The sequence below is a fragment of the Desulfoluna sp. CYM3A genome, from assembly GCF_056829965.1.
Window position 1 is genome coordinate 1,749,498 of sequence record NZ_CP186556.1, and the last position, 15,727, is coordinate 1,765,224.

Below are 15,727 nucleotides of genomic sequence, written 5' to 3' on the forward strand. Positions count from 1 at the left end.
ACTGACATGCCTCCGGTCGGAGTGATGGTGCGACCCCCTCTAGTGTACCTCGGTCTCCTCTGAAAATGTGATCTTGCCTCGGGTTAGTGTTTGATAGGCTTTGAAGTTGCCGGCATGGTTATGACTGCCTGTGGCTTGAAAGGTTCCCGGCGCAACGGCATACTCGCTGCTGTAAGCGTAAGCCTGGAAAATAGCGACGTCTTCATCTGCACCGGAACCAGAGTCGTTCCAGATCTGGGCATGACCGCCTTGGGTCAAAAATCCGCGCCATACGCAGCGCATGTCGTCGCTGCCTGGTGATTCCCCAATTGTGGCCACCAGGCCCAACCCCCGATAGCCGGCCGGGGGCACAGCACGCCAGAAAGTGACATCTTCATCTGCGCCGGACCCTTTGTCGGTCCAGACTCGTGTATACGACAGCGGCTTTGCCAGTGCCCCACTACCATCGTCTTTGGCAATCAACACCGATGGGTTTCCCTTCTGGTGGTGGTTTGCGATAGCGTAATCGCCCAATGGGTAGTATCCTTCCGGTGTATTGGGTCGCCAGATGGAGACATCGTCATCCGCACCGGAGCCTGCATCCGTCCAGATGCAGTCAAAGCCAGAAGCATGCTTGACCGGAAGACGATAATCATCGGCTATATGGATACCACCACCCAATGATGCCAGGTTACTCTCTTCAAATTCAATGTCTGCCCAGATGGGCACATGGTCGGACAGGACACTGCTGTCACGACACTCCGGGCCACATAGGTCGGAGTTCAGAACCTTTCCCCCTTTGATGAAAATAAAATCAAGCAATAATGTCCAGTCGTTTTCCACAAGTCCGGCTTCGGAGGTGATACGGCGATGGGTCGGCAGATCATCGTGCGCATCTGTATAGTTATCATCAAAAAAGGGATTTAATGAGATGTCATGCAGACCCAAAGGGTCGGCGAATATATGACCAACGGCATTCAAATCGCCTCCAAGAATCCGAGTAAAGGGCTTGCTCTTGGCGTGGTAGACCATTTCGGCATGTTGAGCACGGCGTGCTTTGTCTCCGGCGATGCCAAAAGGGGGAGGCGGAATGGGTCGAGTAGACATGAACCAAATCATCCCCTACCTTGATATCTGCAGTGACAAATGAACGGCCACTGTCTGTTTCCGCTTTGCCCCCAAAGTCAGAGTGTTGCGCCTTAAAGCGAACTTTCGCCACATTGCCCATGGAAAGCGGGAGACAATGGCATTGCCGGTCTATACCGGCATGTGCGCCATCTTCGTTGGCGTTCACATAATAGGCCTGAAACGCCTTGGCGTATTCTCGGGCTGTGTTGCTACTGTCACCGCAGCTTTTTCCGCGAACGGTTTCACTCAGGAGGATGACATCCGGGCCCTGGTCCCCAAATGTCTCTTTCATCCAGTTTATTTGCTGTTGAATCCGTTCGGCTGTAGGGCGCAGTACATTGTAACTGACAACGGTTAATGCGCTTTTCGGTGTCGGTTCGCCTTCAGAGAAGTGATCTCCTTCGACCAGGCAGGTGCCTCCGGCACACAGATTGACACATTGATCCGTGGCTTGCCCCCAGGGAAATTCTGTATACGCATAATCGGACAGGTCGTTCAAGTTGATGATATTGTTGATTAAGCGCTCTCCGGGGAAGTCCGTCATAATCATGCCCGTGAAACCACCGTGCTCAATGTAGTCGGCGGTCAGGGTGTTGGTACCTTCAAACGAAATTGTGCACATCCCGAGAAAGCAGTTGGTTCGCGGAAAATCAGGATAAGAATGTCGCCAGCCCGGGGTGGTTAACCCCGTCGCCAGGCGTGGGGCGGATGTCCCCGGGCTTGAGTGGCCGCTTGCGACAAAATAGGGGAAGGCCCCGTTGCTACCACTCAGGTAGTTCATGTAAATGGTGTTTCTGCAGCCATTGGTCGCTTTGTCGATATGGGTTTTCACCGACTCCCACTTATCGTAAAGGTCCCAGTTCGTAGACAGGGCGTAGCGATCCTGGATATCGAGGTTGCCGTACGGAATACCATAGTCGTCTCCGACAAATTCTTGCAGGATAACGAATTTCCCACGAATTTCATCCAGCATGGGGTTGTCGCTAAGGCCGGTATAGCGGCGGGAACCGTGATCGGCAAGGTACTCATCCAGGGTCTCGGTATAACTTCGACTGTTGCCGGATGCCGTATGCTCGGGTCGCAAACGGAACAGTATGGCTTCGGTAGGATGCGCTGTGAGAAAAGCATCTATATCGTTGAGTACATCGTCAAAATAGGTGGGCTGCGGAATTATTCCGTGGTGCATTCGGATGTGTTGTTGATATGGCGAGTTCGCATATCAAATACACGAATACCGGAGTGTAATTGCTGGTTCAATGTCATGGTCTGGTTTTGCCATATATCACCGGGGCTTATTGACATTGAGTCGTGGGTTCCGGGAAGGGACAGTTCACTCACTCGGGATGCTCCCAGACAGGGCCATCCACTCTGCCTGGTTACCGACGGCTGGGTAGTTGTGGTAAGGAGTACCAGTGCCGAAGGGGAAAAAAATCAACAAACCGAAAAGGCAGTGGTGATGATCTGTCTCTCTTCATACCATATCCTCCAAAGTGTTGTGTAAAGTAGGGAAACAGCAGAAAGGGGGCCACTTTCCATGATCTAAAAAGCAGTGGGTGTGTTGCTTTACTGTCCCCAGGCACTGTACCGGGGTACCAGCCCGCGGAAAAGGCTCTTCGGAGAGGCTAATCAGGAGTAAGGCATTCAACGCATGATGCCCAGTATCGAAGGCCTCTGCAGATGACATTGGGCTATGTGGCGTTGGGTAGGGGAACTGTCCGTGCGTTCTGAAAAAACCGCCTTGTGGATGCTGCACCATGACGCACAAATGGGTTATTCCGGCTTTTTTCAGATTGCGTATGTTTATCATTGGTGTCTGAAATCATGATATGTTTCTTTTAGATGGTTGTTTCTTAAGTTCGGGTTACGAGGCACCATCTTTAGCGGTATCCGGTCGTTGGGCCGCGCCCCCTCTCTCTCTCTCTCTCTTTTTTGGGTAAGCCGAAGCTTGTCGAGGCGGCTCAAATGCCGCCGCGCCCTGAAATGGTCAGCCTCATGCCCGAAGATGTCATTTTGGAGGCGGTAAAGGGTCTCCTCTTTTTCCTGGTCGGTCAGGGACCCGTCGCTTACTATTTGTTTTTCTTTTTGCGCATAGTCGTCTTCCCGCCGCAAGGTTTCCTCAAACTGCCCATCCAGTTCTTCCAGCTGCGCGACAGCATCCTGGGGCAGGTATGTCGCTCGTATTTTCGCGATGAGCGCATCCTTGTCACCCCGGGAATCCAAGTCAGACAGGTCTTTTCCATAAATCGTGAGCGCCTCGCGATAGAGGTCGAAATTTGGCCTGTCAGCGTCGCCGGGAGACACCTCATTGTCCCACATGCTCAGGTTGAGCTGCTCCAGTGCCGCTTTTTTTTCACTGCCATACAAATCCGGGGCATGCACAATTCCGCCTCGTCGTACGGCATACTCTTGTGCCTTTATCTCAGCAGCAAAAAGGGTATCGGCAAGCTCTGTACCAAGGTGTTTACGCCTGAAATTCTGAACCTGCCTGAGGGCATCGACAACCGTGTCAACGTCTCCGGACATGAGGCCCGGAACGCCTTGCGCCGACAGTGACATTTCGCATTCCACATAAGCGCGGTAAGCTTCCATGAATTCTGAGGCCTTCTCTTCGGGCATGAAGGATGCCAGGAGTTCTTTCATTTGCTCAAAAGACCCGTGAAGGTCCTTGGGGTTTCCGCTGAACTCTTTATCGATGAAACGAAAGAGGTTCAGGGAAATCGAGCCTGTGTCCAGCTCCTCCGCCATTGTTTCTGCCTTGCGGCTTATGGACGGCAAAAGGGAACTTGAGGCCTCTTTTCCACCGTTCTGTCCGCGTGCGTGCGCAGGGTCAGAGATGGCCGTTTTTGAGTTTAAAGCTGATGGGCGAGCTCGTCTGCAGGCTTAACACAGACCATGCAAGCCCCACTAAGAAAAGGACAACTATGCCGGTGGCCTTTTTTTTCATCGTGTATCCAGACATCGAAGGAGGTGTCAAACATTCCCGTGGATCTTACGGGTTCAATCGTGCCTAAAATCCGCGTTTTTTGAGGTCTTCTGAACGCTCCAATATAACGCAGGTGCGTCAAAACCGGGGGTTACGCCAAAGGGGTGCCCGATGATTCGCATATGATCTGCACCATTGGACCACCATGCTCCCTTGACCCGTCCACGATATGTTCCCCACTTGGCAGACCAGACAGACACGCATCCGTCATTTGCGCCTTCTCGTAGACCGATGGCAGGCCACAGAATCGTTGCCCAGGCATTCGAAGGGAGAGGTACTTGATGACGCCGGCATAGCTTTGGTAGTAGACATCCGCATGGTCCGGGACCTTGGGGTTGAACTCGTTGACCATGTAATCGGTGGTCATGTTGTAGGCGTTCGTAGCGCGTGGTCGTTGTCGCCCAGAAAGCTGCCGTAAATCATTGTGATGGTTTTCCCGACAATCCGTTCGACTGTTTTGGGGATGATCCCAGGGCCAGGTCTGCTGCGCGGCAGAGCTCAAGAACGATATCCGGCCCAGACGATCCTCTGTGAGGGGAGTCGATGGTGGTGAGCGATGCCACCACGTCATCAAGCCCCAACAGGCTGATGGCATAGCGCGTGTAGACACCTCCGTGGGAATGTCCGATGATATTGACCTTTTCAAGGTTGTTGGCCTTCACATATTCGCGTACTTGACGCGAGAATTCTCTGGCCTTATTGGCCGCGCTGTCCATGCTGTTAACCTTGGTGGTCAACGTCTTGCCTCCCTCTGCCTGAACCGCTTCTTCCACACCATAGAAATAATCAAGTACCCCCAGCATATCCTCCTGAACCGCAAACCCGTGGGCAAATACAATGGGGTATTGTCTCGCAACTTTTATTTTCGAATGCGAGTGAGGGTGAAGAGTATAAACAAAGTACAGCTGTAAGAATATAAAGTATCTTGTTCATTGGTTAGTCCTTTAGTGGTTATGCGTAGAATTTGTGAACAATGGTTTATGACTAACCAAATTGAAATGCCTTGTCAACAAAACTCGGGGGTTTATCTCAATATAGCGAAGGCTGGATACGGTGATAGGTATTTCTTTGTGTACTGTATTGCTTTATCCTATAAGGCTCTCAAGAGTTTTTGCAGAGGGAGAGAAAGAACGTAGGGGGTGGTGTGTGGTTTTTGCAAGGAGAGTAGGGGATGCCCTGTGACCCAGGTCATGCTCTTGGTATGGTTACCGGGAACCGCTGGTGTATGAAGGGTATGGTGTGTTGTGGGACGGTCGCACACATCGTCCGCGTTATCAGTGTGTTGAAATATACAGGCCACGTCTGAAACTCTTGTGCGTTGAAGAGGGGGCCTCGACTCGTGAAATATCGGGCAAACCGAACAAGGCGATGTGGCTGGTTTCCTTCACGCCCAATAGAGCAGGGGGCTCCACATTGCCCACGTGTGGCGGGAATACCAGAAAACATCCCGCCACAAGGGCAAATAGATTGATTACTTTTTATCCTGCATGGCAAGGAATGCCTGGAACATCTGGTTGATGACGCAGGCATCTCCCTGGTGGTGAAACAGGTTGGCGTCAGTTTCGGCAAGTTCCAGAAGTCTTTGCTGAACACCCGGGGTGAAGGTCAGTCCTTTGGCAATCTTTTTTACAGGGTAGGGTTTTCCTTCAAAAACGGTTCCCCAGATAGCCAGGTCCTTCAATTTTTTAGGGGATGACTTCAGTGGGTTCTCAAAAAAGACGGCAAAATTGGCTTTTTTACCGATATCGATGCTGCCGATTTCATTTTCTTTGCGTATAGCGTGGGCGGCTTCGATTGTTATGGCTCTGAAAGCCTCTCTACGGTCATCTTTTCTTTGGGCCCAAGGACTTTTTTGCCGGACAAACCGATGCGGTTCACGGCGGCCCAGGCCAGAAGCATGGGGCGGGCCGGTGCCATGGGGGAATCTGAATGGAATGACAGATGGGCCCCTGCATCGACGACGCTTCGCCCGCGTACCATCACTTCGGAGCGCTCGGGGCCGACACCGACCTTGCTGTACAACTCTCCCAGCATGTGGATGTAAAACGGGTTGGAGCTGATTTCAGCGCCCATTTCGGCCGCCCGCAGCACTTGCGGCTTTTCGGAATAGCCAAAATGGTCGATGCGAAAACGGTGGTCGTATCGAGGGGCTCGGTGCAACAGCCCCTCCAGGGTGTTCAGGCAGAGCTCCATGCCCATGTCTCCGTTTTGATGCACAATAAGCTGGTACCCCTCTTTCCAGAATGCCCAGGCACTGTCGGCAAAATCCTCCGGTGTCTGGATCCATTCGCCCTTATGTCCATCCAGGTAGCCGTCCTTCATCTGCATCAGCTGAGAAAAAATTGCGCCGTCAGTGAATAATTTGATTTGATCAGGTACCCATTTGACGTGTTCGCTGCTCAGTTTGCTTACCTGCTTGCGTGCTGCCGCGATGGCCTTGTCGGCATCCTTTCCGTTTTTGTCGTAAAGTGCGTTGCCCGCTGGGATCAGGTAGTAATCAAAAGGCATGGTGCTGTTTTCCAGGGTGCTGATCATCTGCATAATCATGGATTCCGGTAATTGAACTCCCGGGTCGCTGGCTGCGGTAACACCCCCTGCATGCACATAGTCCAGTGTGCGCTTCAGGCCTGTCTTGAATTTCTCTTCTGATGCGATCACCGGCAGCACTTTTGACACCACCAAATACATGCCCTTTTCCCAGACGTGCCCCTCCTTCCAGTTTGCCATGGCCGACATTTCACCTTGGCCTTTCCAGTCGGACTCTTTAATTTTCAGGAACTCCAAAGCCTTGCTGTTGAAATAAAATTCATGGACCGATCGTTGCCAGACAATAATGGGACGGGTGCGTGAGATGTCATCAAGTTTTTTTCTGTTTAATTCTCCATGGAAGCCCGCATGGTATCCCCAGGTAATGAGAGGCTCGTCAGGGCTTTTGAGGCTTTTCTCAAGCTCTTTCAGACGATTGAGGTAAGCTGCCTCTCCCACAACCCCCTCAACGTCTCCCCAAGGGAGCTGCCAGCTCACCGGGGTAATGAAGTGCGTGTTGCTCACGAGGGCAAACAGCCAGAAATGCAGGTGAGGGTCAATAAGGCCCGGGGTCAGGACCTTATCGGCAAAGGTCTTGTCCACGACCAGCCCCTTGGCATGTTCGAATCGGGAAAGTAAGGTTGCTTTGTCTCCGACATCGATAATGCGTCCGTCTCGAACAGCGATGGCGGATGCCTTTTTGACGGTGGGAGACATGGTCACCACCTCTTTGGCGATATACACGGTCACCCCGGGAGGGGGAGGGGCAGGCGTGTCGTACAGGTTTTGCAACGATTCCGCTGCGAATGCGTTGGAACAAAGCAAAGCAAAACAAAAAAGGACTGTCACCACGAGGTGTCGAGGCGGCCGTTTCCGGGAGCTGTTCATGTTCATCATGATTTCCTTTTTATGGGGGTAATTGCCGTGTGTGTATTATTCGTACGATGGGCGGTGTATCGCGTTTTCAACGCACTTGAGAGAACATGCGAGTTTTTTACTGTGGCCAGGGATGGCAGCGTCTCTTCATGCTTCCTGCGTTACTCTGTCAGCCATGAATAAACAAAATTAGGTACGATGGGTGTAAAGCTCAGGCTAAACGCCCAATCCGGTCCAAAGTCATCGTTTGCTTCAAGAAAATAGTCGATGGACGCTCCGACCTGCACTGGAAGATTGCCCATTTTTATGACTTTTTTGACCGTGATATTCAGCGGAACGGTCCATTGTTCATCTTCCCAATTGTAAGAGAGCACCGGGTTGGTCTGTACGTTTAAGCCATTGCCCAGAAACAGCCCGCCAAACAGCTCAAGGGTGGAGGTTGAAAAGGACTCATCCCTCCAGCCGGTAACATCCCACTGGTGTGCAGGAAACGCACCGATAAACCCTGTTGTGTTGATATAAACCACAACCAGTTCCGGGCCCAACCGAAGTTGACCTCCGGTGAGTTCGCTTTTCGTTCCCGTCGGGACCGTTCCCTGGATGCCGCCTAAGAGGATCCAGCCGCTGGGATAGGTCTGTCCCAGCGCCACGTCAAAGCCCATGTCACCAAGGCTTGTGGTTTCGTTGAATGTGCCTTGGGTTTGGTCGTACGTAGGTTGACCAGTCAGGAACGTGAATGCCGGTCGGACAAACAGGTTGGTGGTACCGTCATCAGTCAGCGGAAAAGGAAAAATCGGCTGAAAGAGAGTCAGGTTGCCCACCTGATCGTCGCTGTCTGGAAGATCCCCCTGATAAAAGGTCGTGATGCTTTCCAGGGTTAACTTTGCCAGCGGGTTGTTCGGGTTTGAGAGTTCTTTTGAGAGGGCCTCGGAGGACTGGCTCTCCGGTTTTTGCTCTACTGTGAGCAGTTCTTCCGGTGTATCCACGATAGCGTCGGGGATCTTTGCTGATGCGGAGATTGCCGAAGTAATAATAAGCCATGATGCTAAAAGGAGAGCACGCAACTTGTTTTGCTTTTCTTGCCACGTTTTTCTTCATGTAAGCCTGCATAACGTCCCCTTGAGTCGGTTCTGTGGTGTCTGAGAAGTACTTTTGATTTGTGAAAGTGGATTTTTTGTGGCGTACTGAGTAAGATATTCATGTGTGAGCGTCAATACCCCAAAAGGGGTATTTTTGAGTGTTTGGGACTACCCCTTTTGGGGTAGGTGACGTTTTTTTATGGGGTGGGATCTCTCCAGTGATGAATAATCAGTGGTGCTATTTAATTCACGTATCATAGGTAGTTAGTGTGGTTTTTTTGTTTTGATGTTGTGAGGGTTAACGTTCTTGCTTGCCAAATGCTGATGGTGTGATTTTTTTTGTTCTCCTGTCAGATGTGGCTTGCAATAGATGTTTCGATCAAGGCAAAGTAATGAATGGGGTTGGGATGTGGATGGTTGGAGAGTAAATAGTAATAATAGGAAAGACTGGTGGTGGGTAGTTGGAAAATAGGAAATTGTGAGTAATGGATAGTGAATGGGCAGGCTCTCGCGCGTTTGGCCTGTAAAGCGCTTGGCGAAGGCCTGAGAGCAGCCCGCGTCAGGGGTTTATGTTGCCGTAACATTTTGCTTTTTTAATGCCGGGTTTTTATTGCTAACTCTCTGTAATTGTAAGATGCGGCCACATAAAGACGACGCTCCCTTTTACTCTTTGAATCTGCATTGTCAACCGCTGGGAAAGATATGAAAAACGCACTGCCTTGAGTACCAAACTCCAGAGAGCCGATGTGGCGGGGGACATTGTGCCGAGGCAACGCCTGCTCCTGCGCCTTGATGAAGGAACCCGAAGGCCCCTGACCCTGATCATCGCACCGGCCGGATACGGGAAGAGCACCCTTGCGAGTCGGTGGGCCAGGGTACGAGGGGCTGCCTGCGGCTGGATCTCCCTTGGAGCCGAAGACAACGATTTACAGCAGTTTTTGTACTATGTTCTGGCCGCAACTGAACCTGTTTTGCCTCAAGGGGCCTTTCAGACCGAGTCGCTGCTTGAAGCCCAGTCCCTTCCGCCTGTGGGAACCCTGACGCGGTCTCTTCTCAATGACCTGAATAAGCTCAAAGAGCCCTTCTGTCTTGTGCTGGATGACTATCATTGCATCACGGACCATCGGGTCCACGACCTGGTCGCAGGGCTCATGGATTTCCCGGCAAAGGCGCTGCACCTTGTGATACTTTCGCGAAAAGATCCTCCTTTGTCCGTTGCTGGGATGCGAGCGCGCGGGCTTGTAAATGAAATCCGCGGGGATGAATTGCGCCTTACTCCCCAGGAAGTTCGTCTTTTTCTAAAACAGATGGGACAGCTTTCCGTGGATGATGCCACGGCCGCCATCTTGGAAGAAAAAATAGAAGGCTGGCCTGCCGGGTTGCGCCTGACAGGGCTGTACCTGAAGGGGCAAAAGGACCTGAAGTCAAAGGCCGAGATCCTGAGCGGAAGTTCCGTTCATATTGCCGACTACCTTTTTGCCGAAGTTCTTTCTCGGTTGAGCCCTGACATGGTCTCGGTTCTGTTAAGCACGGCCATTTTAGACCGGTTTTGCGCGCCCTTGTGCCAAACACTTCACGACAAGCAAAAAGAACCGGCTCCGTGCACCCGGGCGGAAGGGTTCATCCGATGGCTTACCCAACAGAATCTGTTTATTGTCGGTCTGGATGATCGCGGGTATTGGTTCCGATATCATCACCTGTTCCAAGATTTTTTGAGAAAGGAGCTGAATAGAAAAAGATCCGCAGAGCAGGTTGCTGAATTGCACCGTATCGTGGGGGGGTGGTTTGCCGATAACGGCTTGTTTGAAGAGGCCATCCAGCACTATGTGGCTGCCGGGGACAACGGCGCTGCGGTTGGCGTGGTGAGGAGCAATCGCCACGCGCTCATGAACGCCTCTCAGTTTACGCGGCTTGGCCATTGGTTGATGACATTTCCCGCTGCCGTTTTGGAGAAGGACCCCTTGTTGCTCACAACACGAGCTGTTTTGGGAACCGATCTGGGGCGAAATATCGACATCTATTCCTGCACCCAGAAAGCCGAACATTTGCTTGCAGGGCTTTCTCCCGAGTCTGGCATCTACAATGAATTGAAAGGCGAAGTGCTTGTTCTTCAAGGTCTTATAAGTGTCCTTGAGGGCGATCCCGTAAAAGCTGTTGCCTGCGGGCAAGGTGCGTCGGTCCATCTTCGTGACGATGCCTATATGGTGAGATCCCTTCTTGTGTTTGGGCTGTCTGCCGGGTTCCAGATGACAGGAGACAGTTTCATGGCAGAGAACGTGGTCAAAGAGGCCGCGTCACATCCGTTTACACCAGAGAATATCCGGGCACGAATGCATATATGTCTAAGCTATGTCCATTACCTGAATGCCAACCCGGCGGGCGTAATAGATGCTGCCCAGGCATGCCTGGGTTCAGTGAATGATGGGCCGTTTCGCCATACCAAGGTCTATGCGTATTACTTTTATGGCTCGGCGTTGTATATGCGCAATAACCTCGAAGCCGCTGAATATTACCTTCTTAAAGCTCAGTCAAATCCCTATTCGGCAAATCCGAATTATCTTGCCGATGGCGGGTGCATCCTTGCTTGTATTTACCTTGCCCAGGGCAACGAGGCCAAGGCTGAAAAGGTCCTGGACGACTTAAAGGCATATTTTCGTGAAAATGACCATATGAGGGCAGGGGACTTGATCCACTCCTTTGAAACGGAATTCTGCCTTCGGCGGGGTGATGTCCGGCAGGCCCTTCAACTCCGGGACCAGGCGTGCTTCGACGCCGGCCCGCCTCGGTGGTTCTTCTATGTCCCCCTTCTCACACACGTGAAATGCCTGCTGGTCGAAGGTACCGACACAAGCCGTGAAGAGGCCTGCGAGCGACTGACCAAAATGGACGAAGAGATGCGAAGGATCCATCGCAGCAATGTGCGTATCAACGTTTTGGTTCTTCAGGCAATTTTACACCGGTCAAGGCAAGAGGACTCCCTGGCGGTGGCGAGTCTTCGAACCGCTTTGGAATTGGCTGAGGGCGGCAGGTGGATCCGCTCCTTTATAGACATGGGTCAGCCCATGGTCCCCCTGTTGGAATGTTATGTGACTCACCACCCCGATCACGCCTTTGCCGGCGTTGCCCTTGCTGCTTGCCGCAAGGCTGCTGTTTCAACCTCTCCCAACATACCTCCCTGTAAACCGGAACGTCCCATCCTGAAGCTACCTTCTTCCGACCTTTTAACCCTGCGTGAAGCAGAGCTCCTTCCCTATCTGGCAGAAGGGATGAGCAACAAGGAAATAGCCCACGAGCTGTCAATTTCCGTTGCCACGGTAAAAGTCCATTTGCGAAATGTGTTTAAGAAACTGAATGCGACAAACCGTATCGGTGCCGTGAGCAAAGCTTGTGAAATGGGATTTATCGACTCACCTTTTGAATGAAACACCAACTTTTTGAAGCAAAAGCAAGGGGTAAACATCGCTTCTACCACTTAAGTGGTATTGACGCTGTTCCTACAAATCAAGTACACCATGTCACCATTCCCGTTAAAAGGCGAATACTTCTCAAACCATTCTAAAGACAAGGAGATCCCCGGTGAGAAAACAGATTGTTTCTGTCTTGATCCTGTCCCTTTTCCTCTGCTTTGCCGGCATGGTGAATGCCGAAACGCATGACGAGGAAACCGCCTCTGGTGTTCTGATTAAAAATGTCAACGTGTTTGACGGAAAAACCGATAAACTGATTCCCAACAAAGATGTGCTGGTGGTGGGCAATATCATCAAAAAGATCGGCCAGAAAATCGATGCACCCGAAGGTGCCAAGGTGATTGATGGAAACGGGAGGACCCTAACCCCTGGCTTTATCGATGCCCACACCCATCTTCAGTGGAATATGGGCGTGACGGATCATATGTTTAAGCCGCTCGATTATCAGGCCGCCCTCAGCCTGGTTGAGGCGGAAAGTACCCTGATGAGGGGGTTTACGACGATCAGGGATGTTGCAGGGACCGTTTTCGGTGTCAAACGAGCCGTAGACGAAGGCTACTTTGCGGGACCCCGCATCTATTCCGGCGGTGCAGCCCTCAGCATGACCACCGGCCATGGCGACTTCAGGTCCCCGCCCACCATGCCCCGAATGATGGGTGGCCCCGGAGTAACCGACCTCGAGTATGCGGGATTGATTGTCTTTGCTGACGGCGTTCCTGAAGTTCTGGCTGCCAGCCGGGTGCAGTTTCGAAAAGGGGCGCACTTTCTGAAAGTGTTTACCGGCGGGGCCGTTTCCGGGCTTTACGATCCCCTCGATATCGCCGAATACTCCCTTGAAGAGCTCAAGGCGGCAGTCGGGGAAGCAGAGCGGTGGAACACCTACGTTGCCGTGCACACCTACACCGATGCCGCAACCAGGATGGCCATTGAAGCCGGGGCCATGACCCTGGAACACGCCAACCTGATAAGCGAAAAAACAGTAAAGATGGCAGCCAAGAAAGGGGTCTATATCAGCGCACAGACAGCTCTCTTTATGAGCCCTGCACCCGAGAGCTTCACCCCGGCCCAGAGGGATCGCCAGCAGCAGGCCAAGCAGGGACTGGACAACCTGATGAAGGCCTGCAAAAAATACAAGGCCAAGGTGCTGTTCGGGACCGACATGGTGGGCTCTATGGAGCTGAAAAAGCTCCAGGTTACGGAGTTTACCAACCGTACCCAGTGGTTCTCCAATGCTGAAATTTTAAGGCAGGCCACATCGGTTAACGCCGAGGTGCTTGCGCTGTCCGGTCCACGCAACCCCTACCCAGGGAAGCTTGGTGTTATTGAAGAAGGGGCGTTGGCCGATATTCTCCTGATAAACGGGAATCCTTTGGAAAATATACGTATTTTGACAAAGCCTGAAGAGCACCTCGCCCTGATCATGAAAGACGGAAAGATCTACAAGAATACCATCGAGTAGGCTCTCAGGCTCAGAAAGGAAACTCCGGCTATGGAGCTCGCCACGAGAAACAAGCTGATATTGCGCTCACTCCTTGCCCTGCAAGTTATCTATGGGGTGGCGGCACTTTTTTGAGAGTGTATGATCCCCTGGCACAACACGTGTCAGGGGTAAATAGAGCTAGACCAAGGCACATCTCTGGTTGTTGACAGAATCATTTGGGCAGTGTAACGGATATGACTACAACCATGTCTTGAAAGTGTTGTTGAAATCCGTATGTCAAATTCCATGCTTAACTGAGGATTCGGGAATTCGCGAAAGGAAGGCTTTTGCGAATTTCTTGTTTCGTCGTCCTGCGTAGAATCTGTAGGCGTCGAATTGCGTTGGACCACCGTTTATGGTGAAAGATGAAAAAGCTCCCAGGGAGAGATGATCATGAGAAGACGTGTTGTCCGGATGTTCTGTTTGCTACTGGTTGGAATGACGGTCGGGTGCGTTAACCAACAAGGAGCCAAAGTGAAGCCGATGTCGGCCGATACCGATTTTGATATCGTTATCCTCAATGGCCGGGTGATGGACCCGGAAACCCAGTTTGACGCCATACGCAATGTCGGGATCAAAGATGGGGTTATCGGATTGATCACGCCCAAAGAGATCAAGGGAAAGGAGGTAATCGATGCCACAGGGCTGGTTGTCGCCCCCGGGTTTATCGATGGCCACCAGCACTGTTTGGAGCCCTATGCCTACCGCCTGATGGTGCGCGACGGCCGCACAACCATCATGGATCTCGAAGTGGGGGCTCCCGGTAATCAGGTGGCTGATTTTTACACTAAAATCGAGGGGAATACACCGCTAAACCTTGGGGTTTCGGTATCCCACGAATTTGCGCGCGCAGAGGTCCTGGACGGATTTAAGGACTGGAAATACCTCCACACACCCGATGCCATCGCGTCCCGCGTGAAACAGGGATGGTCAGAAACACGCCCCACCCTGGCACAGGGAAACGAAATCCTGGCCATTATCGATGAAGGACTGCGCCAGGGGGCCATCGGTATCGGCTCTACCGTGGGCTACATGCGGGATGGCGTCTCTTCGCGCGAGATCTTTGAGTTGCAGCGGCTCGGGGGCTATTATGGGCGTCAGATCGGGATGCATTTCAGGTTCACGCCGGGAAATGATGTTGAAGAAGTGCTCGGCATTCAGGAGATGCTTGCCAACTCAGCGGCTCTGGGGTCACCGGGCATTGCCTTTCACTTTAACAACCCCGGTTACGCCATGGTTCACGAGCTGATGCTCCGTATGCGTGAAAAGGGTTACAATGTCTGGGGTGAGGTTTATCCCTATCACGCAGGCTCCACGGCCTTGAATGCCGTCTTCCTTGAACCGGAGGTGTGGGTTGAAAAGCTCGGCAACACATATGAAGAAACCCTGATGGATGTGGCGACCGGTGAGTTTTACACCCGGGAAAGCCGCGAAGAGATGTTGAAGAAAGAGCCCACTCGTCTTGTGGTGATATTCAAGATGCCCGAAAAAGCCATTCTGGACTGGATCAAGATGCCGGGTGTTGCCATCGGCAGCGACGGCATGCCCATGATTCCCGATGAGGGCCTGACATGGGAGACTCCTTACGATGAGCTGCCCAATGTCCACCCACGATTTTCAGGTTCCTTTGCCAAGGTTTTTCGCATGGCCCGGGAAAACAACATTCCCCTGATGCAGGCCGTGTCCATGTCCAGCTACAACTATGCCAAGCCCCTCGGCGACATGGGGCTGAAAGCCATGCAGCTCAGGGGCCGTATGCAGGAGGGCATGGTTGCGGACATCACCATGTTCAATCCCGAAACCATCACCGACAATGCCACCTATGAGACGGGAACGCTCCCCTCGTCGGGGATTCCGCATGTCATTGTCAGCGGCATTATTGTTATGAGGGATGAAGTGCCGCTGAAGCGTTTTGACGCCGGGCAGGCAATTCGTTTTGAGCCGCAGGAAAAAGGCAGGTTTCAACAACTTGATGCAGACCACTGGACCAGAACGTTTTACGTACTGCCCAAAGATATCGGCGGCTCAAGCAACCTGGGATGCTGTGATTTCACAAAGCCATGTGACCATAAGCATTGATATGGATGCCAGGTGAAATAGCTTACCTCTGAGTTGAAGCGAGCGAGCTTTCACATACGTTTTGGTGAAGAATGAGACCCACCTCGTGATCTCGAGGTGGGCTTTGTTTATTCGACACGCGGGCAGGCAT

At 52.1% G+C, this 15,727-nt stretch carries 10 protein-coding genes and 1 pseudogene; 3 read left to right on the forward strand and 8 right to left on the reverse strand.

What is annotated here, in order from left to right:
- Positions 1–39 precede the first annotated feature (39 nt).
- From ACOYW1_RS09075 to ACOYW1_RS09110, 8 genes and pseudogenes are all read right to left on the reverse strand, one after another.
- On the reverse strand, positions 40–960 hold the full coding sequence (locus ACOYW1_RS09075; protein WP_482422538.1) for a Vps62-related protein: 921 nt from the start codon (positions 958–960) through the stop codon (positions 40–42).
- The gene (locus tag ACOYW1_RS09080) at positions 914–2,293 is read right to left on the reverse strand and encodes a hypothetical protein (RefSeq protein WP_482422539.1); all 1,380 of its coding nucleotides are present in this window, start codon (positions 2,291–2,293) and stop codon (positions 914–916) included. The genes ACOYW1_RS09075 and ACOYW1_RS09080 overlap by 47 nt, the downstream gene beginning before the upstream one ends.
- A 617-nt stretch (positions 2,294–2,910) precedes the next feature.
- Positions 2,911–3,852 (reverse strand): lipase secretion chaperone, encoded by a 942-nt coding sequence (locus ACOYW1_RS09085; protein WP_482422540.1) that lies wholly within the window; start codon positions 3,850–3,852, stop codon positions 2,911–2,913.
- A gap of 329 nt (positions 3,853–4,181) precedes the next feature.
- Positions 4,182–4,457, reverse strand: a complete 276-nt coding sequence (locus ACOYW1_RS09090) for a hypothetical protein (protein ID WP_482422541.1) — start codon at positions 4,455–4,457, stop codon at positions 4,182–4,184.
- A 52-nt stretch (positions 4,458–4,509) separates the two neighbouring features.
- Positions 4,510–5,007: an esterase/lipase family protein gene (locus tag ACOYW1_RS09095; RefSeq protein ID WP_482423693.1), complete on the reverse strand. Its 498-nt coding sequence runs from the start codon at positions 5,005–5,007 to the stop codon at positions 4,510–4,512.
- A 554-nt stretch (positions 5,008–5,561) separates the two neighbouring features.
- Complete coding sequence (locus tag ACOYW1_RS09100) at positions 5,562–5,771, reverse strand: hypothetical protein (protein ID WP_482423895.1); 210 nt, start codon at positions 5,769–5,771, stop codon at positions 5,562–5,564.
- Between the two features lie 15 nt (positions 5,772–5,786).
- Positions 5,787–7,513 (reverse strand): annotated as a pseudogene (locus ACOYW1_RS09105) (amidohydrolase); the annotation flags it as partial.
- Positions 7,514–7,653: 140 nt separating this feature from the next.
- Entirely contained in the window at positions 7,654–8,556 is a 903-nt protein-coding gene (locus ACOYW1_RS09110) for a hypothetical protein (protein ID WP_482422542.1), read from the reverse strand.
- 734 nt (positions 8,557–9,290) lie between these two features.
- Between ACOYW1_RS09110 and ACOYW1_RS09115 the strand changes: the two genes are divergently transcribed.
- From ACOYW1_RS09115 to ACOYW1_RS09125, 3 genes are all read left to right on the forward strand, one after another.
- Positions 9,291–11,993 carry a winged helix-turn-helix domain-containing protein gene (locus tag ACOYW1_RS09115; RefSeq protein WP_482422543.1) on the forward strand — a complete coding sequence of 901 codons (2,703 nt, stop codon included), beginning with the start codon at positions 9,291–9,293 and terminating at the stop codon, positions 11,991–11,993.
- 154 nt (positions 11,994–12,147) lie between these two features.
- Positions 12,148–13,497: a metal-dependent hydrolase family protein gene (locus ACOYW1_RS09120; RefSeq protein WP_482422544.1), complete on the forward strand. Its 1,350-nt coding sequence runs from the start codon at positions 12,148–12,150 to the stop codon at positions 13,495–13,497.
- 414 nt (positions 13,498–13,911) lie between these two features.
- Positions 13,912–15,597, forward strand: coding sequence for an amidohydrolase family protein (locus ACOYW1_RS09125; protein ID WP_482422545.1), 1,686 nt, complete (start codon positions 13,912–13,914; stop codon positions 15,595–15,597).
- The last annotated feature ends 130 nt before the right edge of the window (positions 15,598–15,727 follow it).